Raw genomic sequence first — 18,210 nt, 5'->3', positions numbered from 1 at the left:
ATCAGCGCGAACCGCGCACGCGCCGCAGTTCGTCGAACACGAGCAGGACCGCGCCGACCGTAATCGCGCTGTCGGCAAGGTTGAACGCGGGCCAGTGCCACGCGCGCACGTGAAAGTCCAGAAAGTCGATCACGTGACCATAAGCGATACGATCGATCACGTTGCCGATCGCGCCGCCCATGATGAGCGCGAGCGCCGTGCAGAAGAGCCGCTGCGCGGCGTGCTTCTTGAGCAGATAGCCAATCACGACAGCAGCCACCACGCCCAGCGCCGTGAACGCCCAGCGCTGCCAGCCGCCCGCCGCCGCGAGAAAGCTGAACGCGGCGCCGCGGTTATAGACGAGGAACAGGTTGAAGAAGGGCGTGAGCGCGTGCGGTTCGCCGTAAGCGAAAATCTTCTGCACCGCGATCTTGGTCAACTGATCGAACAGAATGACGATCAGCGCGACGCCGAGCCACGGCGCAAGTGAGCCACTACCGGAAGTTTGTTTCGACATCGTTCGAACCATTATGCCGCGCCCCGCGTTTCGCCAGCGCCGAAAAGGTTGGAGAAGCAGCGGCCGCACAGTCCCGGATGATCCGCGTGCGAGCCGACATCCGCACAGTAGTGCCAGCAGCGCTCGCACTTGAGATAGCTCGATGCGCTCACGTCCACGCCTTCTTCCGCTTCGCTCGCCACGCGCTCGAGCGCCGCCGATGACGTGATCAGCACGAAGCGCAACGCATCGCCGAGACTGGCGAGTGCGTCATAACGCGCGCCGCTTGCGCGCACGAGCACCTCGGCTTGCAACGACGAGCCGATCAGATTGGCCGTCCGCGCTTCTTCCAGCGCCTTCGTCACGTCGCCGCGCGCGTTGCGGATGAGCGTCCACGTATCGAGCAATTCGCCCGCGTTCGCCACTTCCGGATACGCGTGATAGACCTCGGTGAAGATGGTTTCCTGACCGGGTTTGAGCACCTTGTACGCCTCTTCCGCCGTGAACGACAAATACGGCGCGATGAGCCGCAGCAAGCCATGCGCGATGTGATAAAGCGCCGTCTGCGCGCTGCGGCGCTCGCGTGAATCGGGCTTCGTCGTGTAAAGACGATCCTTCAGCACGTCGAGATAGAAGCCGCCCAGGTCTTCCGAGCAGAACGTGGCGATCTTGGCGACGACCGGGTGGAACTCATATTTTTCGTAATGCGCGAGCGCGTCGTCCTGCAGATTGCGCGACAGCGCGATCGCGTAACGATCGATTTCGAGCCAGTCTTCGACCGGCAACGCGTTCTTCTCGAAGTCGAAGTCGGACAGATTGGCGAGCAAGAAGCGCAGCGTGTTGCGGATACGCCGATACGTCTCCGTCACGCGCTTCAGGATTTCCTCGGAGATCGCGAGCTCGCCGGAATAGTCCGTCGATGCGATCCACAAGCGAATGATTTCCGCGCCCAGACGGTTCGCCACCTCGTGCGGATCGACGCCATTGCCGAGCGACTTCGACATCTTGCGGCCTTCGCCATCGACCGTGAAGCCGTGCGTGAGAAGCGCGTCGTAGGGCGGGCGGCCGTCGAGCATGGATGCCGTCAACAGCGACGAATGGAACCAGCCGCGATGCTGGTCCGAACCTTCGAGATACAGGTCCGCCGGGAATTGCAGCGAGTCTTTGTGCGAGCCGCGCAGTACGTGCCAATGCGTGGTGCCGGAGTCGAACCAGACGTCGAGCGTGTCGCGGTTCTTTTCGTACATGTTGGCGTCGTCGCCGATCAGCGCGCGCGGGTCCAGCGCCTGCCACGTTTCTATCCCGCCTTGCTCGACGCGCTTCGCGACTTCCTCGAGCAATTCGAGCGTGCGCGGATGCAGTTCGCCCGTTTCCTTGTGCACGAAAAACGCCATGGGCACGCCCCACTGACGCTGACGCGAAAGCGTCCAGTCCGGGCGATTCGCGATCATGCTGTAAAGGCGCTGCTTGCCCCACGACGGATAGAACGCCGTGTTCTCGACGCCTTCCAGCGCGGTCTCGCGCAGCGTCTTGCCGCCGTCCTTCGGCGTCACGTCCATGCCTGCGAACCATTGCGAGGTCGCGCGATAGATGATCGGCGTCTTGTGGCGCCAGCAATGCATGTAGCTGTGCGTGTACTTCTCGGTCTTGAGCAGCGAGCCTGCGCCTTCGAGCGCCTCGATGATCCGCGGATTCGCGTCCCAGATCGACAGTCCGCCGAAAAGCGGCAGCGATTCGATATAGCGGCCGTCGCCCATGACGGGGCTGACGATGTCGGAGTCCGACATGCCGTGCGCCTTGCACGACACGAAGTCTTCCACGCCGTACGCTGGCGACGAGTGCACGACGCCCGTGCCGCTTTCTGTCGTCACGTACTCACCGAGATACACGGGCGCCGTGCGCTTGTAGCCCGGATGCGCCGCCGCGAGCGGATGATGAAACCGCAGGTTCGCGAGCTTCGCACCGGTCGTCGTGGCGATGAGTTCGCCCGGCAAGCCGTAGTTCTGCAGGCATGCCTCGACGCGCTCTTGCGCGAGGATGAGGAGGCCGCGCGGGGTATCGACGAGTGCGTAGACGATCTCCGGATGCACGTTCAGCGCCTGATTGGCGGGAATGGTCCAGGGTGTGGTCGTCCAGATGACGATGCCGCCTTCAGCCTTCGGCAACGCGGGCAAACCAAACGCCTGCGCGGTCTTTTCGGGTTCGGCGAACGCGAACAGCACGTCGATGGTCGGATCGGTCTTGTCCTTGTATTCGACTTCCGCTTCGGCCAGCGCCGAGCCGCAGTCGAAACACCAGTTCACGGGCTTGAGGCCCCGGAACACGTAGCCCTTTTCCATGATCTTGCCGAGCGCGCGGATTTCACCGGCTTCGTTCGCGAAGTTCATGGTCTTGTACGGATTGTCCCAGTCGCCGAGCACGCCAAGACGCCGGAAACCGACCTTCTGTTTCTCGATCTGCTCGCTCGCATAAGCGCGCGCCTTCTGCATGACTTCCGTGGCCGGCAGCGACTTGCCGAACTGCTTTTCGATCTGGATTTCGATCGGCATACCGTGGCAATCCCAGCCCGGCACGTAGACCGCGTCGAAGCCCGCGAGATTGCGCGCCTTGACGATCATGTCCTTCAGAATCTTGTTGACCGCGTGACCCAGATGGATGTCGCCGTTCGCATACGGCGGGCCGTCGTGCAGGATGAACTTCTTGCGGCCCTTGCTGGCGGCGCGAATCTTCTCGTAGATTTTTTCGTCCTGCCATTCCTTCACCCACGCAGGTTCGCGCTTGGGCAAATCGCCGCGCATGGGGAACGGGGTGTCGAGCAGGTTGACGGGATATTTCGCAGCAGCTTTTTGTTTCTTGTCGCTCATGTGTGACTCGGTGAATTCGGTGAGACGGCGTCGCCGACGCGCGCAGTGATTCGATGACGGGGCAGCGGGCGGCGCAAGGGCGCCGCGCGCTCACCTAATTCGGTCGGTGGCCGAAATGGCGAAGCCCGTCGCGCCGCTGCCCGCCGCGCTTGCTGGCGGCAAACCGAAGTAGGCGCGCGCGCTGGCGACGTCCTTCGCGATGGCAACGGAAAGCGTTTCCAGGTCGACGTACTTTTCTTCGTCGCGCAGCTTCTTCAGGAATTCGACGCGCACGAGCTTGCCGTAGGCGTCGCCGTGCCAGTCGAGCACGAAGACTTCGAGCAGCACGCGGCCGGAGTCGTCGACGGTCGGGCGCAGGCCGAGACTCGCAACGGCGGGCAAGGGTTCATCGGCAAGCCCATGCACGCGCACGACGAAGATGCCGGCGAGCGCGGGCCGCTTGTGCGCAATCGGCACGTTGAGCGTGGGAAAGCCGAGATCGCGGCCAAGCTTGGCGCCATGCACGACGTGGCCGCTGATGACGTACGGACGGCCAAGCGCGAGTTGCGCGGCGTCGAGGTCGCCCGCGACGAGCGACGAGCGCACCGACGACGAGGAAATGCGCGCGCCGTTCGGATGCGCGACGGTTGCCATCTGCTCGACTTCGAAGCCGTGTTTTTCCCCGGCTGCCTTGAGCGATTCGAAGTCGCCCGCGCGTTTGGCGCCGTAGCGGAAGTCGTCGCCGATCATGACCCAGCGCGCGTGCAGCCCGTTCACGATGATGTCTTCGACAAACTTGTCGGGCGGCTGGCTCGCGAACGTGTGATTGAAATGCTCGACCACCACGCGATCCACGCCATTCGTGCGCAGCGCTTCGAGCTTGTCGCGCAACATGGCGATACGCGGCGGCGCGCCCGCCGGATTGAAGAATTCGCGCGGGTGAGGCTCGAAGGTCATGACGCAGACCGGCAGCCCGCGTGCGTCCGCGGCGGCGCGCACGCGCGCGAGCAACGCCTGATGACCGCGATGGACACCGTCGAAGTTGCCGATGGTCAGCGCACAAGGCGACCGGCTTTCGGCATTGGGGAGGCCGCGAAAGACTCTCACGATAGACGTTGGTGGTGGGCAGGGCTTGCGCCGCAAAGCGTTAGATTATAAACGCTCGCACGCATCGACGGGCGCGCGCGGCCGGATGCTGGGCGCTCGTCAATCGGATTGGCACGATTTTCGCCGTCGCCGAATGATAAAATCCGCGCATGAAAAATATCGTCATTCTGATCTCCGGACGCGGGAGCAACATGGAGGCCGTCGCGCGTGCTTGCGCGCGCGAAGGCTGGCCGGCTCGCGTTCGCGCGGTCGTTTCAAACCGGCCGGATGCCGCCGGGCTTGGCTTCGCGGCCGAGAACGGCATTCAAGGCGTGGTGGTGGATCATCGCGAATTCGACTCGCGTGAAGCGTTCGATGGCGCGCTCGCGCGGGAAATCGATCGCTTCGAACCGGATTGCGTGGTGCTCGCGGGCTTCATGCGGGTTTTGACAAATGCCTTCGTCGAACGCTATTCGGGGCGCATGCTCAATGTGCACCCGTCGCTCTTGCCGAGTTTCGCGGGCTTGCGCACGCATCAGCAAGCGCTCGATGCCGGCGTGCGCGTGCACGGCGCCAGCGTGCATTTCGTGACGCCCGAGCTGGATCATGGTCCGATCGTCGCGCAAGCCGCGGTGCCGGTCTTGCCCGGCGACGACGCCGCCACGCTCGCCGAGCGCGTGCTGGCCGTCGAACATGAGATTTACCCACGCGCGGTGCGCTGGTTCGTGGAAGGGCGTCTTGCCATCGAGGAAGAGCGCGTCGCGCTTCGTTCCTCTGAGCCACAGTGGCTCTTTGCCGACATTGCCGGGGAGGGCGCATGAGGCTGCATGGATTTTTGATTGGTCAAACCGAAACGCTATTGGCGGACGTACTCCGCTTTTCAGGTCCCGCCGATGCCGCGACCAGCCGTTTCTTCCGCGCGCATCCGAAGCTCGGTCACAGCGAGCGCGGCGTGATCGCGGAGGCGGTGTTCGCCGTGCTGCGCCGGAAAATGGAGTTTTCGCATCTGGCCGAAAGCGGCAGCGGCAACCAGGCGCGGCGTCTCGCGCTGCTCGGACTGATGCAGACTGCCGGTCTCACCGCGCTCAAGCCGCACGTCTCGGCCGACGAATACCAATGGCTCGCGCAGGTATCGAAGATCGATCCCGCGAGCTTGCCGGTGCGCATACGCACGAACTTGCCGCAGTGGATTTACGAGGCCATGGCCAAGCGTTTCGACGCCGAGGAACTCGCCAAACTCGCGGCCGCGCTGAACTATCCGGCGCCGCTCGATCTGCGCACGAATCCGATCAAGGCGAGCCGCGATGTCGTTTTGAAAGCGCTGAGCGAGGCCGGCATCGACGCGGGCGAAATGCCGTTCGCGCCTTTCGGCGTCCGCGTGGACGGCAAGCCCGCGCTCACGCGCCTCGCGCCGTTCCAGGAAGGCTGGATCGAAGCGCAGGACGAGGGCAGCCAGTTGCTGTGCTCGCTGATGGCGCCGCGCCGTGGCGAGATGATCGTCGACTTCTGCGCGGGCGCGGGCGGCAAGACGCTGGCGCTCGGCGCAATGATGCGCTCGACCGGCCGTCTCTACGCGTTCGACGTCTCCGACCGGCGTCTCGCCAAACTCAAGCCGCGTCTTGCGCGCAGCGGGTTGTCGAACGTAAATCCGGTGCTGATCGACAGCGAACACGACGCGAAGATCAAGCGCCTCGCGGGCAAGATCGACCGCGTTCTCGTCGATGCTCCCTGCTCCGGCTTGGGCACGTTGCGTCGCAATCCCGACCTGAAGTGGCGGCAATCGCCCGCGACGGTTGCGGAACTCACGCCCAAGCAGCTCTCGATTCTCACGAGCGCGGCGCGCCTCGTCAAACCCGGCGGGCGTCTCGTCTACGCGACGTGCAGCATGCTCGAAGCCGAAAACGAAGGCGTGGTGAAGCAGTTCCTGGAAGCGCATCCGAACTTCCGTGTCGTGCCCGCGCGCGATGTGCTGGCGGAACAGCGCATCGACCTCGACACGGGCGAGTTCTTGTCCTTGTGGCCGCACAAGCACGGCACCGACGGCTTCTTCGCCGCCGTGCTGGAACGCGTGCCCGACGCAAAATCGCCGAAGGCTTCCGCGGCGGAAGACGAAGCGCCTTCCGAAAGCTGATGCCGAACCGCATCCTGACGCATCTTTCCGAACGCCTGTTTCGCGACTTCGGCGAACCGGAGGTGCTGTGGCAGGTTGCGGTTCTGATCGGCCTGCTGGTCGTCGCGTGGTGGTGCGCGCGGCTGCTGCGCAAGCGGCTGGATGCGCGCCGCCAGTCGCGCTTCGAGGCGGTGCGTTTCGGCGCGGAGAGCCTGAACAAAGCGCTCTTTCCGCTGCTCGGCACGGTGTTCGTGACGGCCGCGCAACTGTTGCTCGCGCCGTTCATCCACACCGCGTTCCTGCGGCTCGCGCTGGTGCCGTTGTTGGGCATCACCGTCATCTATCTGATGTTCTACGTCGCGCGCCGCGTGTTCAATCGCGACGGCACCGAGCACGAGGCGGGCGCGCTCCTCTTTCTGTTCGAAAAGCTCGTGACGACCATTGTCTGGGTCGTGATGCTGCTCACCGTAATGGGCATACAGGACGACGTCGTGCGCTGGATGGCGAGCGTGCGCTTCAATTTCGCCAACGCGCACATGACGTTGCTGTCGCTTGCATCGGGCGTGTTGTGGGTCTGCGTGACGCTGATCGTGGCGATGTGGGCCGGCGCGCTGCTCGACGACCGGCTGATGCGCTCCCGCTCACTCGACGCCAATCTCAAGGTCGTGCTCGGCCGCGTTGCGCGGGCACTGATGATCCTCGCGGCCATATTGGTGAGTCTGTCTATCGTCGGCATCGACATTACGGTGCTCGGCGTGTTCGGCGGCGCGCTCGGCGTGGGGCTGGGTTTCGGCTTGCAGAAGATCGCGAGCAACTATGTCTCGGGCTTCATCATTCTGCTCGACCGGTCGCTGCGGCTTGGCGACATGATCAACGTGAGCAACTATCAGGGCACGGTCACGCAGATTCGCACGCGCTATACAGTCGTGCGCGGACTCGACGGCATCGAAACGTTGATTCCGAACGAAAAACTCATCACCGACGTGGTACAGAACCATTCGTCGTTCCTGACGCGCGGCAACGCGAAGATTGCCGTGCAGGTGAGTTATCGCTCCGACGTGGAACGCGCGATGCTGTTACTCGTGGAAGCCACGCACGATGTCGACCGCGTGTTGCAGGACCCTGCGCCCGCTGCGTTGCTTGCCAGCTTTGGCGCTGACGGAATCAACCTGGAACTGAGTTTCTGGATCGAAGATGCCGCGAAGGGCACGGGCGGCGTCAAGTCGCAGGTAAATCGTCGTGTTTGGCGGTTATTCTGTGACAACGGCATTGAAATCCCCTACGCGCAACGCGAGATAAGGATTGTTGGCGACGCGCGCAATGCACCAGTCGATACGGTAGGAAATGCCGAAAGGCGCGGCGATGACGCCGCAGGGCCGGCCGGAGCCCCGGTTTGATGCTCGATCCGTTGATTTGGATCGAAAACAGGCATTAAATCGGCGCGTGAGTTTTTGCGCGTTTTGTTACCATACAAGAAATTCTACCTTTACGACAAAGACTTGGAACGCATGCAGTAGAATGCGATCGAACTTGCGCGCGTTTCTTTCATGTGCCCAACACGGTGTTCAGCGTTATTTGCACCGGCCATTTTTTCCGAATTTCACAGCTAGATAGGTAAATTGCCTTGCTGAATTCTTCTCTCGAATTTCTCGCCAACGGATTGCTCGACTTTTCTTGGTGGCAGATCATTTTGTTCACGCTCGCGATGACGCACGTCACCATCGCTGGCGTCACAATCTATCTGCATCGCTGCCAGGCGCATCGTGCGCTCGACCTGCATCCGATCGCGAGTCACTTTTTCCGTTTCTGGCTCTGGTCGACCACCGGCATGCTGACCGGCCAATGGGCGGCGATCCACCGCAAGCATCACGCGAAGTGCGAAACCGAAGAAGATCCGCACAGCCCGCAAACGCGCGGCATCTGGAAGGTGCTGCTCGAAGGCGCCGAGCTTTATCGCGTCGAAGCTAAAAACGAAGAGACCATGCGCAAGTTCAGTCACGGCACGCCGAACGACTGGCTCGAACGCAATCTCTACACGCGTTATCCGATCCTCGGCATAAGCATCATGATGGTTATCGACGTCGCGCTGTTCGGCATCGTCGGTCTGTCGGTCTGGGCCGTGCAGATGATCTGGATTCCGTTCTGGGCAGCTGGCGTGGTCAACGGTCTTGCGCACTGGTGGGGTTATCGCAACTTCAATTCGGCCGATGCCAGCACGAACATTTTCCCGCTCGGTATCCTGATCGGCGGGGAAGAGCTGCATAACAATCACCACACGTATGCCACGTCGGCGAAGCTGTCGAATAAGTGGTACGAGTTCGATATCGGCTGGCTCTATATCCGCATGTTGTCGGCTGTGGGTCTCGCCAAGGTGAAGAAGGTCGCGCCCACACCGCGTCTGGCGGACAGCAAGTCGGTGCTCGACAACGACACGCTGCAAGCCGTGCTCGCGAACCGCTACGAAGTGATGGCGCGCTACGGCAAGGCGCTCAAGCGCGCATACGCACAGGAACTGTCGAAGCTGAAGGAAGCCGGTGCGCGCGAGAAGTATCAGTTGATGCGCGGTGCGCGCAAGTGGGTCCATAAGGAAGAAGACGGTCTCGACGAGCCGCAGCGCAAGCAATTGCCGGAACTGTTCTCGGACAACCAGAAGCTGCGCACGTATATCGAAATGCGCAAGGACCTGTCGGCAATGTGGGACCGCTCCAATGCGTCGCGCGAGCAACTGCTGGTGCAATTGCAGGACTGGTGCCACCGTGCGGAAGAGAGCGGCATCAAGGCTCTGCAAGACTTCGCGATGCGCCTGCGACGCTACGCCTGATATCGCGATATCCGTTAAAATTTGATGACGTCACAAGACCCCGCTCTGGCGGGGTCTTTGTTTTTGGGCGGCGGATTTCGCGTTTTGTCGCGGCGCTAGGTTTACAGCGTGGCCGGGCAGCGCATCGATACGAGTCAGCGCCGGCACGACACTCGCGCGGACACAGGAGACAGAAACAATGGAAGCGATCAGGAGCGTCGAATACGACCGGCCGCATGGCCTGACGTGCGGCGTAGGCGAGGCGTGGGCACGTGTTCCCAACGCGCCGTCCGCCGAAGAGAAGCGCGAATTGAAGGCGCGAATCCGTGCGCTGTTGCATCGGGAAGAGGCGGTTTTGGTGGCGCACTATTACGTGGACTCCGAGCTCCAGGAACTCGCCGATGAAACGGGCGGTTGCGTCGCCGATTCGCTCGAAATGGCCCGTTTCGGCCGCGATCACGCCGCGAAGACACTGGTCGTCGCGGGCGTGCGTTTCATGGGCGAGACATCGAAGATCCTGAGCCCCGGCAAACGCGTGTTGATGCCCGATCTGGACGCCACCTGCTCGCTCGACCTCGGCTGTCCGCCCGACGAATTCTCCGCTTTCTGCGATGCTCACCCGGACCGCACGGTCGTCGTGTATGCGAACACTAGCGCGGCCGTGAAGGCGCGCGCGGACTGGATGGTCACCTCATCGATCGGACTGGAAATCGTCGCGGATCTGCACGCGCGCGGCGAGAAGATTCTGTGGGCGCCGGACCGGCATCTCGGCAACTACATCCAGAAGAAGACCGGCGCGGACATGCTCTCGTGGCAGGGTTCGTGTCTCGTGCACGACGAGTTCAAAGGCATCGAGCTGGAGCTCTTGCGCGCCGAATATCCGGACGCGAAGGTTCTCGTTCATCCGGAATCGCCGGAAGGCGTCGTGCAACTGGCGGACGTCGTCGGTTCGACCACGCAGCTGATCGATGCGGCCGTCAAGCTCGACGCAAAGCGCTTTATCGTCGCGACCGATCTCGGCATCCTGCACAAGATGCGGCTCGCGGCGCCCGGCAAAACCTTCATCGAAGCGCCGACCGCCGGCAATAGCGCCACGTGCAAGAGCTGCGCGCATTGTCCGTGGATGGCGATGAACGGCCTCGCCAATCTCGCCGATGTGCTCGAGCGCGGCCACAACGAGATTCACGTCGATGCGGCTATTGCCGAGCGCGCGCGCGTGCCGATCGACCGCATGCTCGACTTCGCCGCGCGTCACAAGAAGCGTGTGCAGGCGAGCGGCGATCTCGCGAAGGATCAAACGTTGTTCTCGAACGTGGGGCCCGCATGACGAACCACTCGCCTTTATTCGCGGAGATCCGCGCGCAGTACGGCGAAGCGTTCGACGCCGCGCTCGCCCGCAATGTCGCCGATGCGCTCGCCGAGGACATCGGCAGCGGCGATCATACGGGGCGTCTCGTGCCAGCAGACACACGTCGCACGGCGCGCATCATCGTGCGGGAAGAGGCGGTGCTGTGCGGCGCGCCGTGGTTCGACGAGGTGATGCGTCGCGTCGATCCGAGCATCGAAGTCGAATGGCGGTATCGCGAAGGCGAGCGCATGACGGCGAATACGCCGGTCGTCTTGCTGCGCGGCCAGGCGCGTTCGCTTCTGACCGCCGAGCGCAACGGGCTCAATTTCCTGCAATTGCTGTCGGGCGTGGCAACGGCGACGCGCCGTTATGTCGATGCCATCGAAGGCACGCGGGCGCGCATCCTCGACACGCGCAAGACGCTGCCCGGCTTGCGGCTCGCGCAGAAGTACGCGGTGCGCGTGGGTGGCGGCGCCAATCAGCGGCTCGCGCTCTATGACGGCATTCTGATCAAGGAAAATCACATCGCGGCGGCGGGCGGCGTCGGCGCTGCAATGGACGCCGCGCTCGCGCTCGACGCGGGCGTGCCCATTCAGATCGAAGTGGAAACGCTGGCGCAGCTTGAAACCGCGTTGGCGCATCGCGCGGAATCTGTGTTGCTCGACAACTTCACGCTCGACGCCATGCGCGAAGCCGTGCGCGTGACGGCGGGAAGGGTGCTGCTCGAAGTTTCGGGCGGCGTGAATTTCGAGACCGTGCGGGCGATTGCGGAGACGGGCGTGGACCGCGTCTCTATCGGCGCATTGACGAAGGACGTGCGGGCAACGGATTTTTCGATGCGTTTGATCGAAGAGTAAGCTTGCTGCGCGTCGACATCTAAACCGCGCGCCGCCTCGCCGCCGGCGGCATCAACACTGTCGGAAGCGCTTTCGGCAAAGTCGCCGGCCAGTCGCGACTGAAGTGCAGCCCGCGGCTCTCGCGTCGCGAGCACGCGCTTTCCACGATCAGCGACGCCACATCCACGAGATTGCGCAGTTCCAGCAAATCGCGGCTGACCTTGAAGTTCGCGTAGTACTCGTGGATTTCGTCGCGCAAAAGCGCAAGCCGGTGCTGCGCGCGCGCCAGCCGCTTGTCCGTGCGCACGATGCCCACGTAATTCCACATCAGCCGCCGCAACTCGTCCCAGTTGTGCGCGACGACGACTTCTTCGTCCGGATCGGAAACGCGGCTTTCGTCCCAGTCGGGCAGCGGCGCATGGCAGCCCGCTGAATAACCTTCCGTCTCGATCGCCTCGGCCGTCGCGCGCCCAACCACCAGACATTCGAGCAGCGAGTTGCTGGCGAGCCGGTTCGCGCCATGCAGACCTGTGTACGACGTCTCGCCGACCGCATAAAGTCCCGCGCGATCCGTGCGGCCCGCGAGGTCCGTCACGACGCCGCCGCAGGTGTAATGCGCGGCGGGCACGACGGGAATCGGCTCCTTCGCGATATCGATGCCGAATTCGCGGCAACGCGCGAGGATCGTCGGGAAATGTTCTTCGAGAAACGCGCGCGGCTGATGGCTGATGTCGAGATAGACGCAATCGATGCCGCGCTTCTTGATTTCGAAGTCGATCGCGCGCGCGACGATGTCGCGTGGTGCGAGTTCGGCGCGTTCGTCGTGCGCGGGCATGAAGCGCGTGCCGTCGGGTAAACGCAGTACGCCGCCTTCGCCGCGCACGGCCTCGGAGATCAGGAACGACTTGGCGTATGGATGGAACAGGCAAGTCGGATGAAACTGGATGAACTCCATGTTGGCGACGCGGCAGCCCGCGCGCCACGCCATCGCGATGCCGTCGCCGGTGGCCGTGTCGGGATTCGTCGTGTACAGATAGACCTTGCCCGCGCCGCCCGTGGCGAGCACGGTGTGCGGCGCTTGAATCGTCACGGTTCGTCCGCTCGCGAGATCCAGCGCGTAGAGACCATGACAGCGGTGCCCCGGCAAGCCGAGCCGGTCGGACGTGATCAGATCTATCGCGGTATGGTCTTCGAGAACCGTGATGTTCGGATGATTGCGCACGCGCTCGTTGAGCGTCATGACGACTGCGTGGCCGGTGGCATCCGCGGCATGAATGATCCGCCGATGGCTATGGCCGCCTTCGCGCGTCAGATGGAAGCCGAGTTCCGCGGAGACATCGCGCGTGAAGGGCACGCCTTCCGCGATCAGCCATTCGATTGCCGCGCGCCCGTTTTCGACGATGAAGCGCGTCGCCGCTTCGTCGCAAAGTCCGGCGCCCGCGACGAGCGTATCGCGCACGTGATTGTCGATGCTGTCCGCCGAGTCCAGCACGGCCGCGATGCCGCCTTGCGCCCAGTCGCTCGCGCCGACGCTCACCGCGCGCTTGGCGATGATCGCGACGCGCCGCGTTTCGGCCAGGTTCAACGCCACGCTCAAGCCTGCGAGCCCGCTTCCCACGATCGCTACATCGAAATTCATGCTGCTCGATCTCCGTCTATGTGCTTTTTATGACTGCAAGCCGGCAAGCATAACGCGCTCGCCACCCAACCGGCATGGATAACCCGCGCGCCAACGAGTGAAAGCGAAAGAAGAAAAATCGCGCGCACAAACAAAAAGCCCCGCGTGTGCGGGGCTTCTCGTGTCTTTGTCAGGCTCTCAATATCAAGCGCTTACTTGATCTTGGTTTCCTTGTACTCAACGTGCTTGCGGACGACGGGATCGAACTTCTTGATCAGCATCTTTTCCGGCATGTTGCGTTTGTTCTTGGTCGTCGTGTAGAAGTGACCCGTACCTGCGGTCGATTCCAGCTTGATCTTGTCGCGTGCGCCCTTGGCCATGTGCGTGCTCCTTAGATTTCACCGCGTGCGCGCAGGTCTGCGAGCACGGCGTCAATACCGTTCTTGTCGATCAGGCGCAGGCCGGCGTTCGAGACGCGCAGACGCACCCAGCGGTTTTCGCTTTCAACGAAGAAACGGCGGTTCTGCAGGTTCGGCAGGAAACGGCGCTTGGTCTTGTTGTTTGCGTGGGAAACGTTGTTGCCCGACATCGGGCCTTTCCCAGTTACTTGGCATACGCGTGCCATGAGGACACTCCTAAAACACGTTGAGTCCGGAAGTCAAACGCTCGATTTTGGGGGAATCCCGCAATCGATACCTCAAATTCGCCCGATTGCCTTGAACGGGGAGTTGGCAGCACGGTTATGCCAATGAGGACGACGTAAGCCCGAAACAGGTGGGTTGAGAAAACGAATCGTGGATTCTAGCAGGAAAAACGTAGCAATATCAAGCCCGTTCGTCCTTATCTTAGTCAACCTCGGCTGCTTCGGGTCAAATCTAAAGCCAGCCCTCACGCCTAAAGCCAGCCCTCACGCGCGAAAGAAAAAATTTCATTGCCCGCGACCACCATGTGATCGAGCAATTTCACGTCGATGAGATTCAGCGCGTCTTGCAGCGTGCGGGTGAGCTTCTTGTCGTTCGCGCTAGGCTCCACGCCGCCAGACGGATGATTATGCGCCACGATCAGCCCCGCCGCGTTCAGATGCAAGGCACGCTTCACGATCTCGCGCGGATACACCGCCACCCGCGTGAGCGAGCCGCTCGCTTCCACGTGCGCATCGATCAGTTGATGCCGCGCATCGAGATAGATACATAGGAAAAGTTCGTTGGGCTGAGTGCCGATTCTCAGGCGCAGAAAGTCTTCCACCGCGCCCGGCGAGTTCAGCAGCATGCGTTCGCGCGCCTTCTCGATGAGCGCCCGTCGACACAGTTCCGACACGGCCAAAAGCGTAGCCGCGCGCGCCTCGCCGACGCCGCGCTCTTCCTGGAGCTGAAGCGCGGACGCGTCGAGCACGCCGCGAATCGAGCCAAAGCGCCGCAGCAGCGCACGCGCCACATCGACTGCCGTTTTGCCCGGCAATCCTGTGCGCAAAAATACGGCGAGCAACGCGGCGTCGCTCAACGAGTCGCCGCCGGACTGCAACAGACGCTCGCGCGGCTTGTCCGTCTTGTCCCACTGGGAAATTGGCAGAACGGAAACGGGCTGCGGCAGCGCGGGGCCGGCTTCCATTTCACGCATCAGAATCTCAAAATTGGCGGACATTCCTTCCCCTGAGGCCATCTTAAGGCTGTATTTTTGCGAGATACACCGCACTTACGCCGCTCGAGCGAAGCGCGGCGCTTCCCAACTCTGTCTTACAATAGCGGTTTCGGCGCGCGCTCCGCCCCACCACGCGGCCCGAAGTATCGCGCCAGGCGCACGTCCCGCTTCCGACTGAACCGTCACAGCCAATACTCATGAGCATCATCGATATCTCCGAGGTGAAACCCGGTTCGCATGTCACGCTTCATTACCGGCTCGCACTGGCCGATGGCGCCGACATCGTCAACACGTTCACCGACAAGCCCGCGACCCTCCTGCTCGGCGCAGGCCAACTCGCGCCGCCACTGGAAGAGATTCTGCTGGGAATGAAGGTCGGCCACCATTCGACCTTTCAGCTAACGCCGGAGCAAGCGTTCGGGCCGCGCAATCCGGAGCTCGTGCAGCGCGTGTCGCTTGCGACGCTGCGCGAAAACAGCATGATCGGTGAGGATTTTTCTCCCGGCGATCTCGTCGAATTCAACGCGCCCAACGGTGGGCGCTACGCGGGCGTGCTCAAGGAAGTGGGCGAGACGTCGGCGCTTTTCGACTTCAATCACCCGCTCGCCGGCCAGTCGCTGGCCTTCGAAGTGAAAATCATCGGAATTCTGTAGCCATGAGCCTGACTGAAAGCCTCAACGAGATCGATACCGACGTCGAGATCCTGCTCGCGCAGCCGCGCGGCTTTTGCGCCGGCGTGGATCGCGCGATCGAAATCGTCGAGCGGGCCATCAAGCTGTTCGGTGCGCCCATCTACGTGCGGCATGAAATCGTCCACAACGCCTACGTGGTGTCGGACCTGCGCAAGAAGGGCGCCATTTTCATCGAGGAACTGGACGACGTGCCCGAAGGCGCCACGCTTATTTTCAGCGCGCACGGCGTGTCGAAAGCGGTGCGCGGCGAAGCCGAAGCGCGCGGTTTGCGCGTGTTCGACGCCACGTGTCCGCTCGTGACCAAGGTGCACATGGAAGTCGCGAAAATGCGCCAGGAAGGCTTCGACATCGTGATGATCGGCCACAAAGGCCACCCGGAAGTCGAAGGCACGATGGGCCAGTCGGGCGAGGGCATGCATCTCGTCGAGGATATCGAAGACGTCCTGAAGCTCGATCTGCCCAATCCTGACCGCATTGCCTATGTCACGCAGACAACCCTGTCCGTCGACGACGCCTTCGCCATAATCGACGCGTTGAAGACCAAGTATCCGGCCATCAAGGAGCCGAAGAAGCAGGACATCTGCTACGCGACGCAAAACCGTCAGGACGCGGTGAAGTTCCTCGCGCCGCAATGCGACGTGGTGATCGTCGTGGGCAGCCCGAACAGTTCGAATTCGAGCCGTCTGCGCGAAGTGGCCGAGAAGCGCGGCATCCCGGCCTATATGGTCGATTCGCCGACGCAGATCGATCCGCGCTGGGTGGAAGGCAAGAAGCGTATCGGCGTGACGGCGGGTGCATCGGCGCCGGAGGTGCTGGCGCAGGCGGTGATCGCCCGTTTGCGTGAGCTCGGTGTGCGCAATGTGCGTTCGCTTGAGGGAATCGAGGAAACTATCGCGTTTCCGCTGCCGCGCGGGCTGACCTTGCCGCAATGAGTTAGATAGTTCTTTCGAAAAAAGCGCCTACGGGCGCTTTTTTTTTCGTTCTGTGTGAACGCTTTTGCTCAAGAACGGAACTACTCGGGCCGACATAAGACCCAAACGGTAAGCACTATTTTGGGGCGACTTTTGTTCGGTGAGAGTTTAAGGGTTTCCCCTTACTGCAAAGGCGCAAACGTCAACGCTTCGAAGCGCCGAATAAACCCGTTCCCGTTATGGTGCAACTGCTGCACAAAAACGAATCGCAACCCGGTTGCGACTTGCGCGGAAAATCGTCAAAAAAAACGGGTTGCAATGCTGGAAAACCCCGCCACACAAGAATATTGCTCGTCTCATATTTAGCGTTACAATGCGCCCGTCTTGGGCTCGGAGGGGTCTCTCGGCAACGGTTTTGAAAGGCGCAGGAGACCTATTTGATGCGATTCAAGTTTGCTTACGCCGTGTCCATCGCGGCTGCGGTTGCAATGGCAACCGCATGCGGCAAGAAGGGCGAGGGCGAAGCGAGCGCACCGGCATCGGCGGCGAGCGCGGTGTCCGCACCTGCCGCAGCGTCGGCCGCGGCAGCCCCCGCCGCGAGCGAAGCAATGGTCGTCAAAATTGGTCACGCCGCGCCGCTTACCGGATTGCAGGCACATCTCGGCCGGGACAATGAAAATGGCGCGCGACTCGCACTCGAAGAGATCAGCGCGCAGGGTTTGACGATCGACGGGCGCTCCATTCGCCTCGAACTCGACAGCCAGGACGATGCAGCCGATCCGCGCGTGGGCACCGAAGCCGCGCAGCGTCTAGTCGACGACCATGTGGTCGCGGTGATCGGCCACATGAACTCCGGCGTGTCGATTCCGGCTTCGAAGATTTACAGCGATGCGGGCATCGCGCAAATTTCGCCGTCGACGACCAATCCCGAATACACGAAGCAAGGCTACAAGACGACGTTTCGCGTCGTGGCGACCGACGCGCTGCAAGGCCCCGTGCTGGCCAATTACGCGATCAAGACGCTGCACGCGAAGAGAATCGTGGTGGTCGACGACGCCAGCGCCTACGGCCGCGGCCTTGCCGATGAATTCTCGAAGACGGCGCAGGCCGGCGGCGCGAAGCTTGCCGCCCGGGAAGCCACGAGCGAAAAGGCGCGCAACTTCAAGGCGATCCTCACGAAAATCAAACGCATCCAGCCGGATGTCGTGATGTACGGCGGCATGGACGTAACGGGCGGGCCATTCGCGAAGGAAGCGGCAGCGCTCGGCATCAAGGCGAAGATTCTGGCGGGCGACGGAGTCTGCACCGGCAAGCTCGTGGAACTTGCGGGCGACGCCGTACAGAACATCGTCTGCTCGGAAGCGGGGCTCGCGCTTTCGAAGATGGATAAGGGCGCCGACTTCGCGCAGAAGTACGAAGCGCGCTTTCATGCGCCGGTCCAGATTTATGCGCCGTTCACGTACGACGCGATGTACGTGATCGTCGATGCCATGAAGCGCGCCAATTCAATCGAAGCGCCCAAGGTGCTCGCGGCGATCGCCACGACGGACTTCAACGGTCTGACCGGGCATATCGCATTCGACGACAAAGGCGACCTCAAGGCGGGCGCCATCACGCTCTACGAGTTCAAGGACAAAAGGAAGGACGTGCTGGACGTAGTCAAGCAGTAAGCGAGATGTGTGAAAGCGGCGTCGCGCGTTGAGCGCCGTTCTCATGGCTTCGTGGCAGTGGATGGGAGTAAGACTTCCGTGAAAACCGTTCGGAGACGTTTGCAGCCAGATCCGGCAGCAGGCGGGACCCGGGCGATTAACCTTACCGGTTTTTTTAATCAGTACGCGCAGTGCTGCTCCAGA

16 protein-coding genes are annotated in these 18,210 nt (G+C 62.2%); 9 read left to right on the top strand and 7 right to left on the bottom strand.

All coding sequences use genetic code 11. From position 1 onward, the window contains the following. Position 1: 1 nt before the first annotated feature. The 3 genes from lspA to P9292_RS22860 all read right to left on the bottom strand — a co-directional run bounded on the left by lspA (position 2) and on the right by P9292_RS22860 (position 4,425). Entirely contained in the window at positions 2–508 is a 507-nt protein-coding gene (lspA, locus tag P9292_RS22870) for a signal peptidase II (RefSeq protein ID WP_244827217.1), read from the bottom strand. Beyond that, complete coding sequence (ileS, locus tag P9292_RS22865) at positions 508–3,339, bottom strand: isoleucine--tRNA ligase (protein ID WP_309961375.1); 2,832 nt, start codon at positions 3,337–3,339, stop codon at positions 508–510. The genes lspA and ileS overlap by 1 nt, the downstream gene beginning before the upstream one ends. A gap of 90 nt (positions 3,340–3,429) precedes the next feature. Then, on the bottom strand, positions 3,430–4,425 hold the full coding sequence (locus tag P9292_RS22860) for a bifunctional riboflavin kinase/FAD synthetase (RefSeq protein WP_244827219.1): 996 nt from the start codon (positions 4,423–4,425) through the stop codon (positions 3,430–3,432). Between the two features lie 149 nt (positions 4,426–4,574). Between P9292_RS22860 and purN the strand changes: the two genes are divergently transcribed. The 6 genes from purN (at position 4,575) to nadC (ending at position 11,519) form a co-directional block, all read left to right on the top strand. Next, on the top strand, positions 4,575–5,225 hold the full coding sequence (purN, locus tag P9292_RS22855) for a phosphoribosylglycinamide formyltransferase (protein ID WP_309961372.1): 651 nt from the start codon (positions 4,575–4,577) through the stop codon (positions 5,223–5,225). Further along, complete coding sequence (locus tag P9292_RS22850) at positions 5,222–6,535, top strand: RsmB/NOP family class I SAM-dependent RNA methyltransferase (protein WP_309961371.1); 1,314 nt, start codon at positions 5,222–5,224, stop codon at positions 6,533–6,535. The genes purN and P9292_RS22850 overlap by 4 nt, the downstream gene beginning before the upstream one ends. Next, positions 6,535–7,911: a mechanosensitive ion channel domain-containing protein gene (locus tag P9292_RS22845; protein ID WP_309961369.1), complete on the top strand. Its 1,377-nt coding sequence runs from the start codon at positions 6,535–6,537 to the stop codon at positions 7,909–7,911. Before P9292_RS22850 ends, P9292_RS22845 begins: the two co-directional genes overlap by 1 nt. Positions 7,912–8,138: 227 nt before the next feature. Next, positions 8,139–9,335 carry an acyl-CoA desaturase gene (locus tag P9292_RS22840; protein WP_244827223.1) on the top strand — a complete coding sequence of 399 codons (1,197 nt, stop codon included), beginning with the start codon at positions 8,139–8,141 and terminating at the stop codon, positions 9,333–9,335. Between the two features lie 178 nt (positions 9,336–9,513). Next, positions 9,514–10,641: a quinolinate synthase NadA gene (nadA, locus tag P9292_RS22835; protein WP_309961368.1), complete on the top strand. Its 1,128-nt coding sequence runs from the start codon at positions 9,514–9,516 to the stop codon at positions 10,639–10,641. Beyond that, a complete protein-coding gene (gene nadC / locus P9292_RS22830) occupies positions 10,638–11,519 on the top strand; it encodes a carboxylating nicotinate-nucleotide diphosphorylase (RefSeq protein ID WP_309961366.1) in 882 nt (293 codons plus the stop codon). Before nadA ends, nadC begins: the two co-directional genes overlap by 4 nt. 19 nt (positions 11,520–11,538) lie before the next feature. Here nadC and nadB read toward each other — a convergent pair whose 3' ends face one another. The 4 genes from nadB to radC all read right to left on the bottom strand — a co-directional run bounded on the left by nadB (position 11,539) and on the right by radC (position 14,757). Continuing rightward, positions 11,539–13,137 (bottom strand): L-aspartate oxidase, encoded by a 1,599-nt coding sequence (gene nadB, locus P9292_RS22825; RefSeq protein ID WP_309961364.1) that lies wholly within the window; start codon positions 13,135–13,137, stop codon positions 11,539–11,541. A gap of 191 nt (positions 13,138–13,328) precedes the next feature. Then, positions 13,329–13,496 (bottom strand): 50S ribosomal protein L33, encoded by a 168-nt coding sequence (gene rpmG, locus P9292_RS22820; RefSeq protein ID WP_007180630.1) that lies wholly within the window; start codon positions 13,494–13,496, stop codon positions 13,329–13,331. Positions 13,497–13,507: 11 nt separating this feature from the next. Then, the gene (gene rpmB / locus P9292_RS22815) at positions 13,508–13,741 is read right to left on the bottom strand and encodes a 50S ribosomal protein L28 (protein ID WP_008351171.1); all 234 of its coding nucleotides are present in this window, start codon (positions 13,739–13,741) and stop codon (positions 13,508–13,510) included. A gap of 269 nt (positions 13,742–14,010) precedes the next feature. After that, the gene (gene radC, locus P9292_RS22810) at positions 14,011–14,757 is read right to left on the bottom strand and encodes a RadC family protein (RefSeq protein ID WP_250463474.1); all 747 of its coding nucleotides are present in this window, start codon (positions 14,755–14,757) and stop codon (positions 14,011–14,013) included. 194 nt (positions 14,758–14,951) lie between these two features. Here radC and P9292_RS22805 point away from each other — a divergent pair, with 194 nt between their 5' ends. The 3 genes from P9292_RS22805 (at position 14,952) to P9292_RS22795 (ending at position 18,027) form a co-directional block, all read left to right on the top strand. Next, positions 14,952–15,407, top strand: a complete 456-nt coding sequence (locus P9292_RS22805; RefSeq protein WP_244827228.1) for a peptidylprolyl isomerase — start codon at positions 14,952–14,954, stop codon at positions 15,405–15,407. Positions 15,408–15,409: 2 nt separating this feature from the next. Further along, a complete protein-coding gene (gene ispH / locus P9292_RS22800; protein ID WP_244827229.1) occupies positions 15,410–16,378 on the top strand; it encodes a 4-hydroxy-3-methylbut-2-enyl diphosphate reductase in 969 nt (322 codons plus the stop codon). A gap of 419 nt (positions 16,379–16,797) precedes the next feature. Further along, on the top strand, positions 16,798–18,027 hold the full coding sequence (locus tag P9292_RS22795; protein ID WP_244827230.1) for a branched-chain amino acid ABC transporter substrate-binding protein: 1,230 nt from the start codon (positions 16,798–16,800) through the stop codon (positions 18,025–18,027). Positions 18,028–18,210 lie beyond the last annotated feature (183 nt).

Source organism: Caballeronia sp. LZ001, assembly GCF_031450875.1.
Classification (GTDB): Bacteria; Pseudomonadota; Gammaproteobacteria; order Burkholderiales; family Burkholderiaceae; genus Caballeronia.
Note: the sequence above shows the minus strand (reverse complement) of the source record. Positions and strands in the feature narration are given on the sequence as shown.

Coding starts and splice junctions, on each gene's coding strand:
- lspA (WP_244827217.1), bottom strand. CDS start 508: ATGGTTCGAACGATGTCGAAACAAACTTCCGGTAGTGGCTCACTTGCG.
- ileS (WP_309961375.1), bottom strand. CDS start 3,339: ATGAGCGACAAGAAACAAAAAGCTGCTGCGAAATATCCCGTCAACCTG.
- purN (WP_309961372.1), top strand. CDS start 4,575: ATGAAAAATATCGTCATTCTGATCTCCGGACGCGGGAGCAACATGGAG.
- P9292_RS22850 (WP_309961371.1), top strand. CDS start 5,222: ATGAGGCTGCATGGATTTTTGATTGGTCAAACCGAAACGCTATTGGCG.
- P9292_RS22845 (WP_309961369.1), top strand. CDS start 6,535: ATGCCGAACCGCATCCTGACGCATCTTTCCGAACGCCTGTTTCGCGAC.
- nadA (WP_309961368.1), top strand. CDS start 9,514: ATGGAAGCGATCAGGAGCGTCGAATACGACCGGCCGCATGGCCTGACG.
- nadC (WP_309961366.1), top strand. CDS start 10,638: ATGACGAACCACTCGCCTTTATTCGCGGAGATCCGCGCGCAGTACGGC.
- nadB (WP_309961364.1), bottom strand. CDS start 13,137: ATGAATTTCGATGTAGCGATCGTGGGAAGCGGGCTCGCAGGCTTGAGC.
- rpmG (WP_007180630.1), bottom strand. CDS start 13,496: ATGGCCAAGGGCGCACGCGACAAGATCAAGCTGGAATCGACCGCAGGT.
- rpmB (WP_008351171.1), bottom strand. CDS start 13,741: ATGGCACGCGTATGCCAAGTAACTGGGAAAGGCCCGATGTCGGGCAAC.
- radC (WP_250463474.1), bottom strand. CDS start 14,757: ATGTCCGCCAATTTTGAGATTCTGATGCGTGAAATGGAAGCCGGCCCC.
- P9292_RS22805 (WP_244827228.1), top strand. CDS start 14,952: ATGAGCATCATCGATATCTCCGAGGTGAAACCCGGTTCGCATGTCACG.
- ispH (WP_244827229.1), top strand. CDS start 15,410: ATGAGCCTGACTGAAAGCCTCAACGAGATCGATACCGACGTCGAGATC.
- P9292_RS22795 (WP_244827230.1), top strand. CDS start 16,798: ATGCGATTCAAGTTTGCTTACGCCGTGTCCATCGCGGCTGCGGTTGCA.